Here is a 19,885-nt window from a genome sequence, read left to right as displayed (position 1 = left end):
AACATGATTCTGGAGGCAGGCCCGGCGGGAAACGCCAGCGGGCAGACTCTTGGACGAGGGATCGATGACGAAGAACAGGCGGCCTGGCGAGGACATCTCGCCCATAGTGGACCGCGGCGTGCGGCCGGCGCTGGTGCTGCGCATCGTTCTTCTGGCCATCGTGCTGACGGCTTCGGCCGGCGCCTTCATCGTCTTCAAGAACCAGCTTGAAAACGAGATCGTGCTGGGCGTTCTGGGCGTGCTCGCGATGGCGGGCATCTTCTTCGTCGTTTCGGCGCTGATCGGCTTTATCGAGGTCATGCCGCAGTCTGAAGGCTCGGACGAACTGGCGCGCCGTTTTCTCGATTCCCATCCCGACGGCACATTGATCACCGATCGCAAGGGCCGTGTCGTCTATGCCAACGCCGCCTATGGGGCGATGACGGGAGCGACCGGCGAGGCGGACGTGCAGACGCTGGAGACACTGCTGTCGCGCAACCGGGATTCGACCGAGGCCGTCTACCGGCTGACCAACGGTTTGCACGAGGGCAAGGAAGGGGCTGAGGAATTCCGCCTCATGAAGCCGCTGAACCCCGAGACCAGCAGCGCCACCGGCGCGCATTGGTATCGCCTCAAGGCCAGGGTTCTTCCCGACCGGCAGAAAAAGGGGCCGCCGCTCTATATATGGCAGGTCTCCGACATCAGTTACGAGCGCGAGGATCAGGAGCGCTTCTTCAAGGAATTGCAGAACGCGATCGATTACCTCGACCACGCGCCGGCCGGTTTCTTCTCGGCCGGCCGCAAGGGTGAGGTCGTCTATCTCAACGCCACGCTCGCCGAATGGCTGGGCATCGACCTGGCGAAGTTCCAGCCGGGATCGCTCGCCATCGGCGATCTGGTGGCGGGCGAGGGGCTGGCGCTGATCCAGTCGGTGCAGGCCGAGCCCGGCCTCAAGAAGACCGGAACGCTCGATCTCGACCTGCGCAAGTCGAACGGCCGCAGCCTGCCCGTGCGTCTCGTCCATCGCGTTTCGACGACGCGCGACGGCGCACCGGGCGAAAGCCGCACCATCGTCCTGGCGCGCGAGGAAGGCGGCGAACGCGACCAATCCGCCTCGATCGCCTCCATGCGCTTCACGCGCTTTTTCAACAATACGCCGATGGCCATCGCCTCGGTCGATGGCGACGGGCGTATCCTGCGGACCAACGCGCCATTCCTGAAACTGTTTTCCGGCATCGTCACGCGGGACGATATCGATCGCGGCATCCGCATCGATTCCATCATCCATCCGGCCGACCGGGCCCGCATGCAGGCCGGCCTCGACGCCGCGCGCGACCGGCAGAGCGACATCGCGCCGATCGACTCCCTGCATCCGTCCGACGACGGGCGGCATTTCCGCTTCTATGTGAACGCCGTCATCGACCAGAGCGACGAGGCGCCGGAAGAGGCGGCCATCGTCTATGCGGTCGAGACCACCGAGCAGAAGGCGCTCGAGACACAGATGGCGCAGACGCAGAAGATGAACGCCGTCGGAACGCTCGCCGGCGGGATCGCGCATGACTTCAACAACGTGCTGACGGCGATCCTGCTGTCGTCGGATCACCTGCTGCTTTCGGCGCGTCCGTCCGATGCGAGCTTCGCGGACCTGATGGAGATCAAGCGCAACGCCAATCGCGCCGCGGTTCTGGTGCGCCAGCTTCTCGCCTTCTCGCGCAAGCAGACCATGCGCCCGACCGTGCTCAACCTGACCGACGTCATCGGCGACCTGCGCATGCTCGTCGACCGCATGACAGGCACGAACGTCAAGATCAATGTGGAGTACGGCCGCGACCTCTGGCCGGTGAAGACCGATCTCGGCCAGTTCGAACAGGTGCTGATCAATCTGGCGGTCAACGCGCGCGATGCGATGCCCGACGGCGGCACCCTCACATTCCGCACCCGCAACGTTCCGGAGACGGAGGCCATGGCGCGCAACCTGCGCGACCTGCCGCCGGGCGATCTCGTGGAGGTCGAGATCGCCGACGAGGGAACCGGCATTCCGCAGGAAATCATCGACAAGATCTTCGAGCCCTTCTTCACGACGAAGGAGGTGGGCAAGGGCACGGGCCTCGGCCTCTCGATGGTCTACGGCATCGTCCGGCAATCGGGCGGCTATATCTATCTCGAGTCGGACGTGGGCAAGGGCACGACGTTCCGCATCCTCATGCCGCGGCATGAGGAAGAGGCGTTGCCGGCGGAAACCGACGTCGCGTCCCTGGCCGTTGATCAGGCCGGGACCGGGACTTCGGCCGGTACGGGGTCGGCGTCCGGCGGTCCCGAGAAGGAGCCGCGCGATCTGACGGGCGATTCGGCGGTGGTTCTGCTCGTCGAGGACGAGGAAGCCGTCCGGCGCGGCGGCAAGCGGATGCTCGAAACGCGCGGCTATACCGTTCATGAAGCCGGATCCGGCATCGAGGCGCTCGATATCATGGAGGAACTCGGCGGCGCGGTCGATATCGTCGTGTCCGACGTGGTGATGCCGGAGATGGACGGGCCGACACTGCTGCGCGAATTGCGCAAGTCCTATCCGGACCTGAAGTTCATCTTCGTTTCCGGCTATGCCGAGGATGCTTTTGCGCGCAACCTGCCGGCCGAGGCCAAATTCGGTTTCCTGCCGAAACCCTTCTCGCTGAAACAACTGGCCGAGGCGGTGCGGGAAATGCTGGATTCGTAAGCTTTCGGTCGGCAGGCGCCGGCGGGAGCCCCGCGCCCGATGGCGCATTCAGTCCGGCTTCGCCAATCCGGTGACGGCCACCACGAAATCGGCAATTGCGACTGTATCGTCGAGATCGAAGACGGGAAGCGCGGTGCCGGTCACCGGATGGTCGGCGGCGATCGCCACGATATGCGGATCTTCGTCGGCAAGCGGCGTGCGGTTGGCGGCCTCCCGCCGGCGTGCCTCGATCTTCGGGATCGGCTCGCGCTTGTAGCCTTCGATCAGCACGATGTCGCAGGGCGCGATCCGCGCCAGGATTTCCGAGAAGGCCGGTTCCGGCGCGCCGCGCAATTCGTGCATGATGGCGTAGCGGGTGCCGGAGACGATCGTCACCTCATGGGCGCCGGCCTGGCGGTGGCGAAAGCTGTCCGCCCCCACCTTGTCGATGTCGAAATCGTGATGGGCGTGCTTGATCGTCGAGACGCGATAGCCGCGCGCCACCAGTTCGCTGACCAGCCGGACCGCCAGACCGGTCTTGCCGGAGTTCTTCCATCCGGCAATGCCGAAGATTTTCGGTGTGCTCATCGTTTCAAAAACCATAACCGGATTTCCGTATCGGCGGGATTGCCCGACAGACCGATGTTGAAAAAGGGATCTCCACCACCGGAAACATCATGGCGAGCGTGGTTCGCATGCCTGCGCGACGCCTTTCACGCGCCGGCGGTTTTCACGGTAGAACGTGTAGAGGCCGGAGGCCACGATGATCGCGACGCCCGCGATCATCCAGAGGTCTGGCACTTCGGCAAAGACGAGGAAGCCGATCGTCAGCGCCCAGAGCAGGCTGGTGTAGCGAAACGGGGCGACGAAGGAGATATCGCCGACGCGCATGGCGAAAACGATGGTCTGATAGCCGACGAAGAGCAGTGCGCTTGCGCCTGCGAGCTTGAAGAAGGCTTCGCCGGACAGCGGCTGCCAGCCACCGGTCACCGGTATCAGCAAGGCGCTCGTCAGCGTTAGCGAAACGGCCGTGGTCAGGCTGATGAAGAGGGAGGAAATGTCGCGGCGGATGCGTCGTGTACACAGGTCCCGCGTGGCTGCGCCGATAACCGAGGCGACGACGAAGAAGGACGCCATGGAAAAACCTTCCGGTCCCGGCCGCATGACGATGAGGACGCCGGCAAAGCCGGCGAAGATGGCAAGCCAGCGCCGCCAGCCGACGATCTCGCCGAGAAAGAGCGCTGCGCCGAGGGTAACGGCGAGCGGCAGCGCCTGTAGAATTGACACGGTATTGGCGAAAGGCATCGCGCCGAGGGCGGAAATATAGGTGAGGGAGGCCACGATTTCGGCCACGACCCGCAGCGCCATCGCCGGTTGCAGGATGGAGCGCAGCGGCGCCAGCGCGCCCATCCAGAGGGCGATCGCCAGAACGATCGCCGTCGTCATGGCGCCACGGACGAACATGATCTGCGCGACCGGTAACTCGCCGGTCACCGATTTGACGAATGCGTCGTTGCAGGTGAAGCTCGCCATGGCGATCACCATGAACAGCGCGCCTCTGGCATTTCCGTCAAGAGCCATGGAGATGATTCCGAGCGATTTTCTTCACTCATAGGCACAATTCCGGCTTTGCGCCATGGCCAGAACGACGGGCTATGCAAAAGATGGACTGAGGGGCGCGATGCCCGGAAATCCGGTGGTTTGCGCGAAGGGTTTCATTAAGCTTCCCTCTCTATCGTCTTGCAATCCCGGACTGACCTCGCATGATGCGACGGGTGCGGCCTCCAACGGCTTTTCGCGCCGCCCGGCGGGATCATGAAAAAACAAAGAAGAACCCGGGGAACCCCATGTCTTTCATCGACCGATTGCTCCAGCAGCGGCGGATCGTCACGAAAGTGCTGCTTTTCGTGGTGCCGCTCGTCGTGCTTATCGCCGGAGTGGGCCTTGCCGGCCTCTTCACGGCCCGCACGTTGAACGGGCATATGACCGTGACGCGCGAGACGATCAAAAGTCTTTCCGATTTCCAGAATCTGCGCACCGGCCTTCAGGATTTTATCGACCGGCCCGGGCCGGAGACACGCGACGTCCTTATCGGGCGCATCGACGAGCAGGAGGCCGGCATCCGGTCGCTGGAGGACCTGTTGCATGAGGATGCGCAACGGGAGAAGATCGCCTCCGTCGTGGCGCTTGCCGACAGGATGCGGGCGCAGACCGAAACGCTGTGGGCGGTGGACGGGGAGCGCCGCGCCGTCACGGCCGCGCTCGACGATGCGCTTGCCACGATGATGCACGACAGTGAATTTGCGGAAAAGCAGATCGCGGTGCTGCGCAGCGAATCGAACGCCAAGGAAGTTTTCGCCAAGACGCTGCTTTTCGATGCCGCCGCCTATCAGGGGCTTGCCGAGCGCATCGGCAAGCTCCGCAAGCCGGTCGCGCTCGCCATGAAGCCGGAGGACAAGGTCAAGGCGGCCGACACCTATCTGCCGCATCTCGTCAAGCAACTGGCCGAATCCAAATCGATCGCCTCGCCGAAGGCGCTGGAGGGGATCGAACCGCTCGATGCCGAGATCGCGGCCATCAAGTCCATTCTCGCCAGCAGCGACGATCTGGACGCGAAGAAATCGGCCTTCGTACCGGTGCTTGCAAAGCTGTCGAAATTCGAGGCCGACTTCGTCAAGGCGGCGGGCGAGAATTCCGACACCGCCGCGCGGCGTTTCGTCGGCATGGATGCGGAAATTTCGCAGTTGAAGACGCTGATCGGGCTGATGAGCAGCACCTTCAAGGGCGTCGACGATACCCGCTTCCATATCAGCGAACTGCATCGCCATCTCGGGGACGAGACGCGTGAGGCGGTTCTTTCGGCCATCACCCGGATTTCGGCCACTGCGGCGGAACTATCCAAGCGCGGCGCGAAGAACGCCGCGCTCCACGGGCTTTCCGGCAAGCTTGCGCCTTCGCTCGACCGCATCGAGGACGGGACGCAGCAGCTTATCGCCGTGGGCGAGAAATGGCGGGCGGCGCGCGCCGAAGCCCACGGGCTCGTGGCCGAAGCCAGCCAGACGCTGGAAAACTTCGTCTCCAGTGCGCAGGAGGCCGGCAGGCAGGATAGCGAGCGCTCCGCCAATGTGTCGATCTTCGCGATGATCGCTGGAACGATTCTTGCCGTCATCGGCGGTCTGATGCTGGTAGAAACGCTGCGCGGGCCCCTCAAGCGCGTGACCGAAGCCATGTCGCGGCTGGCCGGCGGCGACCTTGATATCCGTATCGACGGCCGTCATCGCGGCGACGAGATCGGCGACATGGTGCGCTCGGTCGCCGTCTTCCGCGATGCGGCGCGGGAGAATATCCGCCTAGAAGAGGCGGCCGAGACGCAGCGCCGCCTCTCCGCCGAGGATGAGGCACGCCGCGCCGCGGAGCGGGCGCGTATCGAAGCGGAGCAGAACGAGGCGCTGACGGCGCTGTCGGATGTGCTCGGCCAGCTTGCCGCCGGCAATCTGGAAGAAAGCATGACCGAGGCGCTGGCGGCCGATTACGTCGCCATGGCCCGCACTTACAACAATGCCGTGGAGGCGCTGCGCGCCACGCTCTCCGACGTGCGTGCGGCGACGGTGGAGATCAACGGCGGTACGGGGAACCTCGCCGCTTCGGCCGACGATCTCGCGCGCCGTACCGAACAGCAGGCGGCGGCGCTGGAGGAAAGCTCGCGGGCGCTGCGCCAACTGACCGATATCGTCCGGACCACGGCTGAAAGCGCGCAAAAGACGGCGGCTTCCGTCGACGAGACGCATGATTACGCGATCCGTTCCGGCGAGGTGGTCGCAAGAGCGGTCAGCGCCATGGACGAGATCAGGCATTCCTCCGAGCGGATCGGCACGATCATCGGCGTTATCGACGAGATCGCCTTCCAGACCAACCTGCTGGCGCTCAATGCCGGCGTGGAGGCTGCCCGGGCCGGCGAGGCGGGGCGCGGCTTCGCCGTCGTCGCGCAGGAGGTGCGTGAACTCGCGCAGCGGTGCGCCGGTGCGGCCCGCGAGATCAAGGGGCTGATTTCCGACAGCTCCGTACAGGTCAAGAACGGCGTGGCGCTCGTCACCGAGACCGGTCAGGCGCTGACCGTGATCAACGCGCAGATCTCCTCGATCCACGAACTCGTCGGTGGCATCGAGGCGGCGGCGGCCGAGCAGTATCAGGGCTTGAACGAGGTGAACCAGGCGGTTCAAGAGGTCGAGCTCATCACGCAGCAGAATGCCGCCATGGTCGAGGAAAACACCGCCGAAATCCACGGTTTGCGTCGCCGGGTGGAGGAACTGACCGACAAGATCGACCATTTCCGCACGCGCGATCCGCAGGGCTATGGCGGCGGCTTGACCGACCGCCGCGCGGGCGCCGCCGCCTGAGCGCAGGTTCTGCGGGCCGCCTTCCGGCTACACGGAGCAAGGACCCAAAGGCGAAACGGATATCGTCAAGCAGAAAGAGGCCGGGGAGCGTTCCCCGGCCTCTTTCATGCATGCCTTCGGAAAGGACTATTCGCTCAGGGCCACCGCGATTTCCGCCGCCAGGCGGGCGTTGTTTTCCACCAGCGCGATATTGGTCGCAAGGCTCCGGCCGTCCGTCAGGCGGAACAGCGCGTCGAGCAGATAGGGGGTGACCTCCTTGCCGGCGATCTCGTCGCGTTCGGCATTGTCCAATGCGCGGGTGATATAGATCTCCATTTCCTCGCGCGGGATTTCGCTTTCCGCCGGTACGGGATTGGCGATCAGCATGCCGCCGTCCACCCCGAGCTGGTCGCGTGTCTTCTGGAAATTGGCGATGGCGGCGGGGCTGTTCAGCATCAGCGGGCTCGGCAGGCCGGAATCGCGCGACCAGAAGGCCGGGAAAACCGGGCTGTCGTAGCTGACCACCGGCACGCCCCGCGTTTCCAGGACCTCCAGCGTCTTCGGAATGTCGAGGATGGCCTTGGGGCCGGCGCAGACGACGATGACGCCGGTGCGCGACAATTCCTCGAGGTCGGCGGAAATATCGAAGGTTTCCTCGGCCTTGCGGTGCACACCGCCGATGCCGCCGGTCGCAAAGACCCGGATGCCGGCCCGGGCGGCGGCGATCATCGTGGCGGCGACCGTCGTCGCGCCGGTGCGCCGCTCGGCGATGGCGAAGGCGAGATCGGCGCGCGACAGCTTCATCGCGCCGTCGGTCTGCGCCAGCGCTTCCAGTTGCGCGGTCTCGAGACCGATATGCAGAACGCCGTCGATGACCGCGATGGTCGCCGGCACCGCGCCCTCGGCGCGGATGATGCTCTCCACGCTGCGCGCCATGTCAAGATTGCCGGGATAGGGCATGCCGTGAGTGATGATCGTCGATTCGAGCGCGACGAGCGGCGCGGCGCGGGCCCGGGCGGCGGCGACCTCCTGCGAATATGCGATCGGCAGGGCGGGGGAGGCGGATCTGGTCATACGATATCCTCGCGGAATGTCGGCAAAAGAGTCTCATGGCAGAATTTCGGCCGGCGGTACATGGGCGAGTGCCGCGGCGATCGCGTCCCCGGACATGTTTTCGGCGACGGCGCGGGGCGAGCGCAGCGCAATGGCCGCCGCTGCGACCCCGCGGCGCAGGGCCTCGCCCGGCGGACCGCCGGCCAGCCAGGCGTCGAGGAAGCCGGAAGCGAGCGCATCGCCCGCGCCGGTCACGTCGCAAAGCCCGGCAATCTGCGGCGGCCGGACGAGGACGGCCGTCTGCCGGTCGAAGGCGACGGCCTCGCGGCTGCCGCGCGTGACGACGCCGGCGGCAAGACCCGACTTTCGCAGCAGGTCCGGCCAGCCGGCGGTTTCAGCCGGTGTCGCGCCCGTCAGGGCCCGCGCCTCCGCCTCGTTCATGAAAAGAAAGGCAAGCGAGTCCAGCGCCGCGCGGAACCGGCCGACCTTCGCCGGGGAAATGGCGATGCCGGCAAGCGGCGTATGCGCCGCCTTCGCGGCATGTGCCAGCCGGGTCAGCGTTTCGGCCGGCAGGTTGGCGTCGGTCACCACGAGGTCGGCGGCGGCGATGGCCGCGCGCATGGCGCGCTGCTCCAGACGGCGGGGAGAAAAGAGCCGGTAGAGATCCATGTCGGCAAGCGCGATCACCAGATCGCCGTTGCGCTCGATGATCGCCGTATAGCTCGGCGTCGCCCGGTCGAGGAAGACGAAAGGCGTATCCTCGACGCCGGCGGCAAGCGCGGCCGTCGCGACGAGTTCGCCTTCCGGATCGCCGCCGCGGGGCGACACCAGCCGCACCGCATGCCGAAGACGGGCGAGATTGCGCGCCACATTGAAGCCGCCGCCGCCGGCTTCAACGAGCCAGGAGCCGGGATTGCTGGCTCCCGGCGCCGTGTCGCCGGCGATGCGCCCGCGGCGGTCCACATGCGCGCCGCCCATGACCAGGATCGTTCTGCCCGTCATCGTCGTCCCTCAATCGTCGCGGCCTCCGGCCGATTCGCGCCGTTCAGACGGCTGCAACGGCGAATCGGTGGCGAATTTCCCCGCCTTTTGCGCGGTTTGAAACAAAAAAAGAACATACATGGGATTTATGAAACGATTCAACCGGATGTAGCTCTCTTGCGGAATGAGAACAAAGGGTGTACATAGCGTGTATCGGCGGGTTCATTGCCTGTCTTGTTCCAATAACCTAAAGGTGGACAGAATGGCACAGAACACTTTGCGGCTCGTAGAGGATAAAGCAGTGGACAAAAGCAAGGCACTCGAAGCGGCGCTCTCCCAGATCGAGCGCTCCTTTGGCAAGGGCTCCATCATGAAGCTCGGCTCCAAGGACAGCGTGGTCGAGATCGAGACGGTCCCGACAGGCTCGCTCAGCCTCGATATCGCGCTTGGGGTCGGTGGCCTGCCGAAGGGGCGTATCATAGAGATCTACGGGCCGGAAAGCTCGGGCAAGACGACGCTGGCGCTGCAAACGATCGCCGAGGCGCAGAAGAAGGGCGGCATCTGCGCTTTCGTCGACGCGGAGCATGCGCTCGATCCGGTCTATGCCCGCAAGCTGGGCGTCGACCTTGAGAACCTTCTCATCTCCCAGCCGGACACCGGCGAGCAGGCGCTGGAGATCACCGATACGCTGGTGCGCTCCGGCGCGATCGACGTGCTGGTCATCGACTCGGTGGCGGCGCTGACGCCGCGCGCCGAAATCGAGGGTGAGATGGGCGACAGCCTGCCGGGCCTTCAGGCCCGTCTGATGAGCCAGGCGCTGCGCAAGCTGACCGCCTCGATCTCCAAATCCAATACGATGGTGATCTTCATCAACCAGATCCGCATGAAGATCGGCGTGATGTTCGGTTCGCCGGAAACCACGACGGGCGGCAACGCGCTCAAGTTCTACGCCTCGGTCCGCCTCGACATCCGCCGTATCGGCGCGGTCAAGGAGCGCGACGAGGTGATCGGCAACCAGACCCGCGTCAAGGTCGTCAAGAACAAGATGGCTCCGCCCTTCAAGCAGGTCGAATTCGACATCATGTATGGCGAGGGCGTTTCCAAGACCGGCGAATTGATCGACCTCGGCGTCAAGGCCGGCATCGTCGAGAAGTCGGGCGCCTGGTTTTCCTATAACAGCCAGCGCCTCGGGCAGGGCCGGGAGAACGCCAAGAACTTCCTGCGCGACAATCCCGATCTCGCCCGCGAGATCGAGACGGCGCTGCGCCAGAATGCCGGGCTCATCGCCGACCGGTTCCTGGAGAACGGCGGGCCGGATCCGAACGACGGCGACGACGCGGCGGAATTGTAATTCAGAACCGGGGCGACCCGGATGAAGAACCTTGAATGGCCGGCCTGTTCCTTCGGAACGGGCCGGTTTTTCGTCTCTGGACAGCCGTCGAGGCGAACGATAAAAGCCTTGAATTCTCGCACATGCGGGCAAGCCCGTCATTCCGGCGGCGCTCGAAACCGTATGTGCTTTCGACGGGATACGCATAAGGAAGGACCGGATGGCGGTCTTTCCGGCGCGCGCCCGGGCCGGCGGACGTTTTTCCTCCGTGCCGGAAAACTGGTGGGCGAAGCGCCGCGTTCAGGCGCCTTCGATGCAATATGAAGGACGCAAGATGAGCGGCGTGAATGAAATCCGGTCGACGTTTCTCGACTATTTTCGCAAGAACGGACACGAGATCGTGCCGTCCAGCCCGCTCGTTCCGAGAAACGACCCGACGCTGATGTTCACCAACGCCGGAATGGTGCAGTTCAAGAACGTCTTCACCGGTCTCGAGACGCGTCCCTATTCCACGGCGGTGACCGCGCAGAAATGCGTGCGTGCCGGCGGCAAGCACAACGACCTCGACAATGTCGGCTATACCGCGCGCCACCATACGTTCTTCGAGATGCTCGGAAATTTCTCCTTTGGCGATTATTTCAAGGAGCAGGCGATCGAGCTTGCGTGGAACCTGATCACCCGGGAGTTCGGCATCGACCGGAACCGGCTGCTCGTCACGGTCTATCACACGGACGATCAGGCCTTCGACCTGTGGAAAAAGATCGCGGGTCTGTCGGACGACCGTATCATTCGGATCCCGACGAGCGACAATTTCTGGGCGATGGGCGATACCGGCCCCTGCGGTCCCTGTTCGGAAATCTTCTACGATCACGGCGATCACATCTGGGGCGGCCCGCCCGGCTCGCCGGACGAGGACGGCGACCGCTTCATCGAAATCTGGAACCTCGTTTTCATGCAATACGAGCAGGTGACGAAGGAGCAGCGCGTCGACCTGCCGCGTCCCTCGATCGATACCGGCATGGGGATCGAGCGTGTCGCGGCCTTGCTGCAAGGCAAGCACGACAATTACGACATCGACCTGTTCCAGGCGCTGATTGCCGCTTCCGTCGAGGCGACCGGCGTCGCGGCGGAGGGCGAGGCGAGGGCCAGCCACCGCGTCATCGCCGACCATCTGCGGTCCTCGGCGTTTCTGATCGCCGACGGCGTGCTGCCGGCCAAGGACGGTCGCGGCTATGTCCTGCGCCGTATCATGCGCCGCGCCATGCGCCATGCCCAGCTTCTCGGCGCGAAGGATCCGCTGATGTGGCGGCTGCTGCCGGTGCTGGTCGGCGAGATGGGCCGGGCCTATCCGGAATTGCAACGCGCCGAAGCGCTGATCTCCGAGACGCTGAAGCTGGAGGAGACCCGTTTCCGCACGACGCTGGAGCGTGGCCTGACCCTGCTGTCGGAGGCGACGTCGACCCTTCACAAGGGCGCGACGCTGGACGGGGAAACCGCCTTCAAGCTCTATGACACCTATGGCTTCCCGCTCGATCTTACGCAGGATGCGCTGCGCGGCCGCGGCATCGGCGTCGATCTTTCCGGCTTCACCGATGCGATGGAGCGGCAGAAAGCGGAAGCGCGCGCCCATTGGGCGGGTTCCGGCGAGGCCGCGACCGAGACGGTTTGGTTCGAACTGGGGGAGAAGGTCGGGGCCACGGAATTCCTCGGCTACGATACCGAGACCGCCGAGGGCGTGGTGCAGGCGATCGTTCGCGACGGCAAGGTCGTCGATAGCGCTTCGGCGGGCGAGAGCGTTCAACTCGTGCTGAACCAGACGCCGTTTTACGGTGAATCGGGCGGCCAGATGGGGGACAGCGGTGTGATTTCCACCGACGATGCCCGTCTCGTCGTCACCGATACGCAAAAGAAGGGCGAGGGCGTTTTCGTCCACAGCGTGCGGGTGGAAGACGGGGTGATCAAGGTTGGCGACGCTGCCCTTCTCGCCGTCGATCACGCCCGCCGGTCGCGGCTTCGGGCCAACCATTCGGCGACGCACCTGCTGCATGAGGCGCTGCGTGAGGTTCTCGGCACCCATGTCGCCCAGAAGGGCTCTCTGGTGGCGCCCGAGCGCCTGCGCTTCGACGTCTCGCATCCCAAGCCGATGACGGGGGAGGAGCTTGCCCGCATCGAGGACATGGCCAATGAAATCATCGTCCAGAATGCGCCGGTGACGACGCGGCTGATGACTGTCGACGATGCGATCGCCGAGGGCGCGATGGCATTGTTCGGTGAAAAATACGGTGACGAGGTGCGTGTGGTGTCCATGGGCACCGGCGTGCGCGGCGTCAAGGCGGGCCGGGCCTATTCGGTCGAACTCTGCGGCGGCACCCATGTCGGGGCGACGGGCGAGATCGGCCTTGTCCGTATCGTTTCGGAAAGCGCGGTGGGCTCCGGTGTGCGGCGGCTGGAAGCGCTGACGGGCGAGACGGCCCGCGCCTATCTCGCAGAGCAGGACGAGCGGGTGAAGTCGCTTGCCGGCAGCCTGAAGGTGCAGCCCGCCGAACTGATCGCCCGCGTCGAGGCGCTTGTCGACGAGCGGCGCAAGCTCGAACGCGAACTGACGGACGCCCGCAAGAAGCTGGCGCTTTCGGCCGGGCCGGGCGGCGGCGATGACGGCGTCAGGGAGGTTGCCGGTCTGAAATTCCTCGGCAAGGTGGTGACCGGCGTCGAGCCGAGGGATTTGAAGAGCCTCGCCGACGATGGCAAGAAGAGCCTCGGCTCCGGCGTCGTCGCCTTCGTCGGCGTATCGCCGGATGGCAAGGCAAGCGCCGTCGTCGCGGTGACCGATGACCTGACAGGCCGCATCAGCGCGGTCGATCTGGTGCGGCGCGCCTCGGAGGCGCTGGGCGGCAAGGGCGGCGGCGGCCGTGCCGACATGGCGCAGGCCGGCGGGCCGGAAGGCGCGAAAGCCGCCGAGGCGATCGACGCCGTTGCCGGCGCCTTGGCAAGCTGAGGCGTGTCGCGGCGTTTGCTGTTCGCATCGTCGCTTCAGCTTTGTGTTTTCTCCCCTGTCCCGGTCCCGAAACGGGATCAATCGCGCTAAAGACGGCGGGCGGGTTTCCCGCCGTCTTGGTGTGAGGCGTCGGGGCGTCAGCCGGCCGCGGCGATGAGCGCGGTGGCCTCGTCGGTGGTGTCGGTGAAGGTGACATGCGGGGGCCGGATGCCGTGGGCTTCCAGCAGGCGGCGCATGTCCGGCCGCAGGCCGGAAATGAAGATGCGCGTGCCGTTGCGCTTCGCCTTGCGCATCAGGCCCTCCACGATGCTGGCGGCGGTGGAGTCGAGCAGGGCCACCTCGGTGCAGTCGATCACGAAATTGCGATGCCGGTCGGCGATACGGTCGAGCACGCTGCCGACGCTGGCCGCCGCGCCGAAGAAGAAGACGCCGCTGATACGGTAGATGACGGTCGCCGGATCGTCGGCGACGAGGGGAGATTCCGGCTGCCCGAAATCCTCCCCGGCGTTCTCCATGGCGCGCACTGTCCGGGGCACGGTTTCCGCACGGATGTCCACCGCCTTGCCCATCCGGTCGATGAACAGCACCGCGCCGAGCAGGAAGCCGACGACGATGCCTTCGGTCAGGTCGCGCAGCACCACCAGGAAAAAGGTGACGGCCAGAATGGCCGCGTCGCCGCGCGAGGCGCGGATGAGGGCGGCGATCGCTGGCCGCTCGATCATGTTGAAGGCGACGACGGCCAGCACGCCGGCAAGCGCGGCGAGCGGGATATAGCTCGCCAGCGGTGCGGCAAGAAGCATGAAGGCGAGCAGGAAGGCTGAATGCAGCATGCCCGAAACCGGGCTCGTCGCGCCGGAACGTACATTGGTCGCGGTGCGGGCGATGGTGCCGGTCACGCAGATGCCGCCGAAGAGCGCGGAGCCGATGTTGGCGATGCCCTGGGCGATCAGTTCCATGCTGGAGCGATGCCGCCGTCCGGTCATGCCGTCGGCGACGACGGCGGAAAGCAGCGATTCGATGGCGCCGAGAATGGTGAAGGCGACCGCATCCGGCAGGACGGCGAGCACGAGGCCGGGCGAGAAGGCGGGCAGGGCCGGAACCGGCAATCCGCGCGGAATGCCGCCGAAGCGCGTCCCGATCGTGTCGGCCGGCAGGGCTAGCAGGGCTGTGGCGGCCGCGGCGACGGCCACGCCGATCAGCAGGTTCGGCCAGGAGGGACGCAACCGCCGTAAAACGAGAATGACGCCGATGGTGAGCGCCGCCACGCCGAGGGCGGCCGGATTGAAGCTGTCGCGCGCCGCCCAGAGGGCCGGCACCTTCTCCACGATCGGACCCGGCTCGCCGCCGGCAAGCCGAAGACCGAAGAGTTCCGCGATCTGGCTTGCGAAGATGATGACTGCGATGCCGGCCGTAAAGCCGACCGTCACCGGATAGGGAATGAGCTTGATGTATTTTCCAAAGCGGAGATAGCCGGCGAGCGTCAGCATGAGGCCGGATAAAAACGTCGCCAGCAGCAGGCCTTCCACGCCGTGCCGGGTGACCGTGGCGGCGACCAGCACGATGAAGGCTCCGGCCGGGCCGCCGACCTGGAAACGGCTGCCGCCGAGCGCGGAGACGAGGAAACCGCCGATGATGGCGGTATAGAGCCCCCGGTCGGGCGTGACCCCCGAGGCGATGGCGATCGCCATCGACAAGGGCAGGGCGACGATCGCGACGGTCAACCCCGCCAGCACGTCCGCCTTCAGGCGCGCGGGACCGTAGCCCTCCCTGACGACGGTGGCGAGCTTGGGCATCAATAGATCGTTCATGGCATCCCCGGGCCGCGAGGGGAAAGGATCGCGGCGGCCGTATCTCAGCCCGAGTCGCACGGATTTGCAATGCGGCCGCCGTGCACCGTGCTGCGGCTGCGGATCAGGCGCCCGGCGGTTCCTGCGCCGTGCTCATCCGGCTTCCGGCAGGCGGGCGGCCTCCGCGTCGTCGAGCGCGGCGGCGCGGATGGCGGCGGGACGGGTCGCCAGACGCTCCAGATAGGCAAGAAACGCCGGACGGGACTCTATGCCGCCGAAATGCGTTCCCCAGGCGATGTGGGACGCCACATAGACATCGGCGGCGGTGAAACGATCCCCCGCCACATAGGGATGACGGGAGACGGCAAGCGCCAGGCTGTCCATCACGGCCGGATAATCGCCGCACCCGATGGCGCGGCGGCGATCGTCGGGCACCTTGACGTCCAGCCATTTCAGCGCGACCGTCATTTCCAGCGGCCCGGCGGCGAAGAACAGCCAGCGATAATAATCGCCCCTTTCGGCCGGCGGCGGCGCAAGACCGGCGGCAGGGAAGGCGTCGGCGAGATAGGCGCAGACGGCCGCCGCCTCGGTCACGACCGTTTCGCCGTGGCGGATGGCGGGAACCTTGCCGAGCGGATTGACGGCCAGATAGCCGGCTTCCTTCATGGAGCCGTCGAAGGTGAGGATTTCCGTGCGGTAGCGCGCACCTGTTTCTTCGAGCATCCAGCGGACGATGCGGCCCCGCGACATCGGATGGGTATAGAAAACCAGTTCGTCGGCCATGCCATCTCCTCCATGCGCTCTGAAAAAGAATAGGCCGGAGACGGGCGGAGACAACGGGAGAAATGAAAAAGCCCGGCGCGGGCCGGGCTTTCGTCGGTTGGCGCTGGGGCCGGGTCAGGCCGCCATGGCGATTTTCAGGTTTTCGTCGATCTTGTCGAGGAAGCCGGTTGTCGAAAGCCAGGGCTGATCGGGACCGATCAGCAGCGCGAGATCCTTGGTCATGAAGCCGGATTCGACCGTCTCGATGCAGACCCGCTCCAGTGTTTCTGAGAATTTCGCCAGTTCCGTATTGTCGTCGAGCTTGGCGCGATGGGCGAGGCCGCGCGTCCAGGCGAAGATCGAGGCGATGGAGTTGGTGGAGGTTTCCTCGCCGCGCTCGTGCTGGCGGTAGTGGCGCGTTACCGTGCCGTGGGCGGCTTCGGCTTCCACCGTCTTGCCGTCCGGCGTCATCAGCACCGACGTCATCAGGCCGAGCGAGCCGAAGCCCTGCGCGACGATATCCGACTGCACGTCGCCGTCGTAGTTCTTGCAGGCCCAGACGTAGCCGCCCGACCACTTGAGCGCCGAAGCGACCATGTCGTCGATCAGGCGATGTTCGTACCAGAGCTTTTCGGCCTTGAACTTTTCGGCGAATTCCTCGTCGAAGACCTTCTGGAAGATATCCTTGAAGCGGCCGTCATAGACCTTGAGGATGGTGTTCTTGGTCGAAAGATAGACCGGCACCTTGCGCTGAAGGCCGTAGTTGAACGAGGCGCGGGCGAATTCGGTGATCGACTGGTCGAGATTGTACATGCCGAGCGCCACGCCGGCCGAGGGCGCGTCGTAGATTTCGTGCTCGATTTCCTGGCCGTCCTCGCCGATGAACTTCATGTAGAGCTTGCCCTTGCCGGGGAAGGTGAAGTCGGTGGCGCGATACTGGTCGCCAAAGGCATGGCGGCCGACGATGATCGGCTTGGTCCAGCCGGGAACGAGGCGCGGGACGTTCTTGCAGATGATCGGCTCGCGGAAGATGACGCCGCCGAGAATGTTGCGGATCGTGCCGTTCGGCGACTTCCACATCTTCTTCAGCTTGAATTCCTCGACGCGGGCCTCATCCGGGGTGATCGTCGCGCATTTGACGCCGACGCCGTGCTTCCTGATGGCGTTGGCAGCATCGATCGTCACCTGGTCGTCGGTGGCGTCGCGGTTTTCCATGCCCAGATCGTAATATTCGAGATCGATATCCAGATAGGGGTGGATCAGCTTGTCCTTGATGAACTGCCAGATGATGCGCGTCATCTCGTCGCCGTCGAGTTCGACGACCGGATTCGCGACCTTGATCTTTGCCATGGGGAGCCTCGTTATTTGTAGGGGCAGGGTGCCCCGGATCGTGGGCATTGAAAGCCGACTGGCCCTATAGCATCGCGTGTGCGCAAGGCAAAGCCGACCAGGGTCGCGGAGGGCTTATTTTCGCCGCCTGCCGGTATAAGTTCGATTCGCGTCGGCGTTGGATCGAGGCGAGTCGCCACGGCCCGCCGCGTCGCCGTTCATTCCATCGGGAGAAAATACATGCTGCGTTCCGGTCTCGTTGCGCTCGTTCTCATCCTGCCTCTGCCGGCGTTCGCCGCGGATGCGACAGCGCCGGTAAGGGAAATCATGGCCGCCGCCACCAGCAACTGGGTGGACTTCGACGCCGCCTCGGAAGAACCGCCGGCCTATGTCGATTATTTCAGCGAGGATGCGCTCAAGCGGCTCTACAGCCGCGACTTTGTCGCAAGATACCGCCAGGCGGCGAAATATCCGGCCTATGAGGACGACGGTTCGCCCTTCGCCTATGATCCGATCATCGGCGGGCAGGACGGATGCGCGCTCAAGGACCTGACGATCGGCGAGGCGGTTGCCGGGGACGGGCAAACGCAGGTCACCGTGACGTTCGACAATACCTATTGCTTCGAGGAGAACCGCGACGCCGGCTGGAAGCCGGTGACGCTCGTCTTCTCGCTGATCGAGGAAGACGGACGGCCGGTGATCGACGATATCGACCGCGAGAATACGGAAGGCGGCGGTTCGCTGAAGGCGGAAATGCAGGAAATCACCGCCGCCGGGATGGAGGGACGCGAGCAGGAGGTAATGCCGGACGACGGAGCGGAGTGATCGCGGCGCGGATCGCCGCTTTTCATTTTCCGGCAATTGTGCCACTGAACCGCAACCCTCAAGGACGGACAGGCATGGCAGGCACGAACAGCGAACGCACGCTGATCGCCGAAGGACCGGCGATCATTCTCGTTCACCCGCAACTGGGCGAAAACATCGGCATGGTGGCGCGTGCGATGGCGAATTTCGGCCTGGCCGAATTGCGGCTCGTCAACCCGAGGGACGGCTGGCCGAGCGAGAAGGCGATTTCGGCGGCCAGTAATGCCGATCACGTCATCGCGGCGGCGAGCGTCTATCCCTCGCTGGAGACGGCCATCGCCGATCTGGAGTTCGTCTATGCGACGACGGCGCGTGATCGCTACGGCTTCAAGGAGGTGCGTTCGCCGGTCGTCGCCGCCGATGACCTGCGCGGACGTTTCCGGGCCGGACAGAAGACCGGCATCCTCTTCGGCCGTGAGCGCACGGGGCTGACCAACGAGGAGATCGCCCTTGCCGACGAACTGGTGACCTTCCCCGTCAACCCGGCCTTCGCCTCGCTCAATCTGGCGCAGGCCGTTCTCCTGATGAGCTACGAATGGATGAAGAGCGGACTTTCCTCGGTCGAGGCCACGCCGTTCGGTGCCCTGCCGCAGCGGCCGGCGCGCAAGGATGAGCTGCAAGGGCTTTTTGATCACGTCGAGGAGACGCTGGACGCCCGCGGATATTTCCGGCCTGCCGCCAAAAAGCCGAAACTCGTGGAAAACCTGCGTGCGATCCTCACCCGTCCGTCCTTCACCGGCTCGGAAATCCAGGTCCTTCGCGGCGTGATCTCCTGTCTCGACCGTTTCACGCGGGAATCGCCTCGCGGCATGACCAACCCGAACCGCACGCGCAACCGGCGTCCGAAGGTTTCCCGTGACGGCGACTAGCGCAAAGCCCGTTCTGGTCTTCGACAGCGGCATCGGCGGGCTGACTGTCCTGCGCGAGGCGCGGGTGCTGATTCCCGAGCGACATTTCATCTATGTCGCGGATGACGCCGGCTTTCCCTATGGCGGCTGGCCGGAGACGGAACTGCGGGCGCATCTCATCGCGCTCTTCAAGCGGCTGCTTGCCGACCACGATCCGGAACTTAGCGTCATCGCCTGCAATACGGCCTTCACGCTTGCCGGCGCGGAACTGCGCGCGGCCTTTCCCGGCATGCGTTTCGTCGGCACCGTGCCGGCGATCAAGCCGGCGGCGGAGCGGACGCGTTCCGGCCTCGTCTCGGTGCTGGCGACGCCGGGCACCGTGCAGCGCGCCTATACGCGCGATCTCATTTCCTCTTTCGCCCGCCGCTGCGACGTCGATCTCGTCGGATCGGAAAATCTCGCGCGCATGGCGGAGGCCTATATCCGCGGTGAAGCGATCGCCGATGCGGCCGTGCTTGACGAGATCGCTCCCTGTTTCGTCGAACGGGATGGCCGCAAGACGGATATCGTGGTGCTGGCCTGCACCCATTACCCCTTCATGGCCAATGTGTTTCGTCGGCTCGCCCCCTGGCCGGTCGACTGGCTGGACCCGGCCGAGGCGATTGCCCGCCAGATCCGTCGCCTGACGCCGCCGCTCGACGATACCGCCCCCGGTGAGGACATTGCGATCTTCACCTCCGGCAAGCCCGATTTCGCCACCTGCCGGCTGATGCAGGGGTTCGGGCTCAGGGTGGTTTGAGGTCGCCATTCCTGTGGGTTAAGAAAAAGCGGGCGGCAACGGCGGGCGATTCAGTGCTAAGGGTCGCCGGTCGGCTGCGGGGCAATCGAC

General features: G+C 65.1%; 14 protein-coding genes. 7 read left to right on the top strand and 7 right to left on the bottom strand.

Annotation, left to right across the window (positions count from 1 at the left end; translation table 11 throughout):
• The first annotated feature begins 64 nt into the window (after positions 1 to 64).
• Complete coding sequence (cckA, locus tag KYK29_RS01510) at positions 65 to 2,692, top strand: cell cycle histidine kinase CckA (protein ID WP_254689082.1); 2,628 nt, start codon at positions 65 to 67, stop codon at positions 2,690 to 2,692.
• Positions 2,693 to 2,740: 48 nt separating this feature from the next.
• On the opposite strand, the gene mobB is transcribed toward cckA, so the two are convergent.
• Positions 2,741 to 3,259 carry a molybdopterin-guanine dinucleotide biosynthesis protein B gene (mobB, locus tag KYK29_RS01505; RefSeq protein WP_254689081.1) on the bottom strand — a complete coding sequence of 173 codons (519 nt, stop codon included), beginning with the start codon at positions 3,257 to 3,259 and terminating at the stop codon, positions 2,741 to 2,743.
• Between the two features lie 87 nt (positions 3,260 to 3,346).
• A complete protein-coding gene (locus tag KYK29_RS01500; protein ID WP_254689080.1) occupies positions 3,347 to 4,252 on the bottom strand; it encodes a DMT family transporter in 906 nt (301 codons plus the stop codon).
• A 266-nt stretch (positions 4,253 to 4,518) separates the two neighbouring features.
• Between KYK29_RS01500 and KYK29_RS01495 the strand changes: the two genes are divergently transcribed.
• On the top strand, positions 4,519 to 7,068 hold the full coding sequence (locus KYK29_RS01495) for a methyl-accepting chemotaxis protein (RefSeq protein ID WP_254689079.1): 2,550 nt from the start codon (positions 4,519 to 4,521) through the stop codon (positions 7,066 to 7,068).
• 126 nt (positions 7,069 to 7,194) lie between these two features.
• On the opposite strand, the gene KYK29_RS01490 is transcribed toward KYK29_RS01495, so the two are convergent.
• Complete coding sequence (locus KYK29_RS01490) at positions 7,195 to 8,121, bottom strand: pseudouridine-5'-phosphate glycosidase (protein ID WP_254689078.1); 927 nt, start codon at positions 8,119 to 8,121, stop codon at positions 7,195 to 7,197.
• Positions 8,122 to 8,154: 33 nt separating this feature from the next.
• Positions 8,155 to 9,102: a carbohydrate kinase family protein gene (locus KYK29_RS01485; RefSeq protein ID WP_254689077.1), complete on the bottom strand. Its 948-nt coding sequence runs from the start codon at positions 9,100 to 9,102 to the stop codon at positions 8,155 to 8,157.
• Positions 9,103 to 9,343: 241 nt separating this feature from the next.
• Between KYK29_RS01485 and recA the strand changes: the two genes are divergently transcribed.
• On the top strand, positions 9,344 to 10,432 hold the full coding sequence (gene recA, locus KYK29_RS01480; RefSeq protein WP_254689076.1) for a recombinase RecA: 1,089 nt from the start codon (positions 9,344 to 9,346) through the stop codon (positions 10,430 to 10,432).
• A 313-nt stretch (positions 10,433 to 10,745) separates the two neighbouring features.
• The gene (gene alaS / locus KYK29_RS01475) at positions 10,746 to 13,406 is read left to right on the top strand and encodes an alanine--tRNA ligase (protein ID WP_254690048.1); all 2,661 of its coding nucleotides are present in this window, start codon (positions 10,746 to 10,748) and stop codon (positions 13,404 to 13,406) included.
• 137 nt (positions 13,407 to 13,543) lie between these two features.
• Here alaS and KYK29_RS01470 read toward each other — a convergent pair whose 3' ends face one another.
• From KYK29_RS01470 to KYK29_RS01460, 3 genes are all read right to left on the bottom strand, one after another.
• Complete coding sequence (locus tag KYK29_RS01470; protein WP_254689075.1) at positions 13,544 to 15,214, bottom strand: SulP family inorganic anion transporter; 1,671 nt, start codon at positions 15,212 to 15,214, stop codon at positions 13,544 to 13,546.
• Positions 15,215 to 15,346: 132 nt separating this feature from the next.
• The gene (locus KYK29_RS01465; protein WP_254689074.1) at positions 15,347 to 15,976 is read right to left on the bottom strand and encodes a glutathione S-transferase family protein; all 630 of its coding nucleotides are present in this window, start codon (positions 15,974 to 15,976) and stop codon (positions 15,347 to 15,349) included.
• A gap of 114 nt (positions 15,977 to 16,090) precedes the next feature.
• On the bottom strand, positions 16,091 to 17,305 hold the full coding sequence (locus KYK29_RS01460; protein ID WP_254689073.1) for an NADP-dependent isocitrate dehydrogenase: 1,215 nt from the start codon (positions 17,303 to 17,305) through the stop codon (positions 16,091 to 16,093).
• Positions 17,306 to 17,524: 219 nt separating this feature from the next.
• Here KYK29_RS01460 and KYK29_RS01455 point away from each other — a divergent pair, with 219 nt between their 5' ends.
• From KYK29_RS01455 to murI, 3 genes are all read left to right on the top strand, one after another.
• A complete protein-coding gene (locus KYK29_RS01455; RefSeq protein WP_254689072.1) occupies positions 17,525 to 18,109 on the top strand; it encodes a hypothetical protein in 585 nt (194 codons plus the stop codon).
• 74 nt (positions 18,110 to 18,183) lie between these two features.
• Entirely contained in the window at positions 18,184 to 19,017 is an 834-nt protein-coding gene (locus KYK29_RS01450) for an RNA methyltransferase (RefSeq protein WP_254689071.1), read from the top strand.
• Positions 19,004 to 19,795 (top strand): glutamate racemase, encoded by a 792-nt coding sequence (murI, locus tag KYK29_RS01445; RefSeq protein ID WP_254689070.1) that lies wholly within the window; start codon positions 19,004 to 19,006, stop codon positions 19,793 to 19,795. Before KYK29_RS01450 ends, murI begins: the two co-directional genes overlap by 14 nt.
• Positions 19,796 to 19,885: the final 90 nt, after the last annotated feature.

The sequence above is a fragment of the Shinella daejeonensis genome (assembly GCF_024281235.1).
In the GTDB taxonomy this organism is placed as follows: Bacteria; Pseudomonadota; Alphaproteobacteria; order Rhizobiales; family Rhizobiaceae; genus Shinella; species Shinella daejeonensis.
Note: the sequence above shows the minus strand (reverse complement) of the source record. Positions and strands in the feature narration are given on the sequence as shown.

Excerpts from the sequence above, each read along its gene's own strand:
- cckA (WP_254689082.1), top strand. The coding sequence starts at position 65 with ATGACGAAGAACAGGCGGCCTGGCGAGGACATCTCGCCCATAGTGGAC.
- mobB (WP_254689081.1), bottom strand. The coding sequence starts at position 3,259 with ATGAGCACACCGAAAATCTTCGGCATTGCCGGATGGAAGAACTCCGGC.
- KYK29_RS01500 (WP_254689080.1), bottom strand. The coding sequence starts at position 4,252 with ATGGCTCTTGACGGAAATGCCAGAGGCGCGCTGTTCATGGTGATCGCC.
- KYK29_RS01495 (WP_254689079.1), top strand. The coding sequence starts at position 4,519 with ATGTCTTTCATCGACCGATTGCTCCAGCAGCGGCGGATCGTCACGAAA.
- KYK29_RS01490 (WP_254689078.1), bottom strand. The coding sequence starts at position 8,121 with ATGACCAGATCCGCCTCCCCCGCCCTGCCGATCGCATATTCGCAGGAG.
- KYK29_RS01485 (WP_254689077.1), bottom strand. The coding sequence starts at position 9,102 with ATGACGGGCAGAACGATCCTGGTCATGGGCGGCGCGCATGTGGACCGC.
- recA (WP_254689076.1), top strand. The coding sequence starts at position 9,344 with ATGGCACAGAACACTTTGCGGCTCGTAGAGGATAAAGCAGTGGACAAA.
- alaS (WP_254690048.1), top strand. The coding sequence starts at position 10,746 with ATGAGCGGCGTGAATGAAATCCGGTCGACGTTTCTCGACTATTTTCGC.
- KYK29_RS01470 (WP_254689075.1), bottom strand. The coding sequence starts at position 15,214 with ATGAACGATCTATTGATGCCCAAGCTCGCCACCGTCGTCAGGGAGGGC.
- KYK29_RS01465 (WP_254689074.1), bottom strand. The coding sequence starts at position 15,976 with ATGGCCGACGAACTGGTTTTCTATACCCATCCGATGTCGCGGGGCCGC.
- KYK29_RS01460 (WP_254689073.1), bottom strand. The coding sequence starts at position 17,305 with ATGGCAAAGATCAAGGTCGCGAATCCGGTCGTCGAACTCGACGGCGAC.
- KYK29_RS01455 (WP_254689072.1), top strand. The coding sequence starts at position 17,525 with ATGCTGCGTTCCGGTCTCGTTGCGCTCGTTCTCATCCTGCCTCTGCCG.
- KYK29_RS01450 (WP_254689071.1), top strand. The coding sequence starts at position 18,184 with ATGGCAGGCACGAACAGCGAACGCACGCTGATCGCCGAAGGACCGGCG.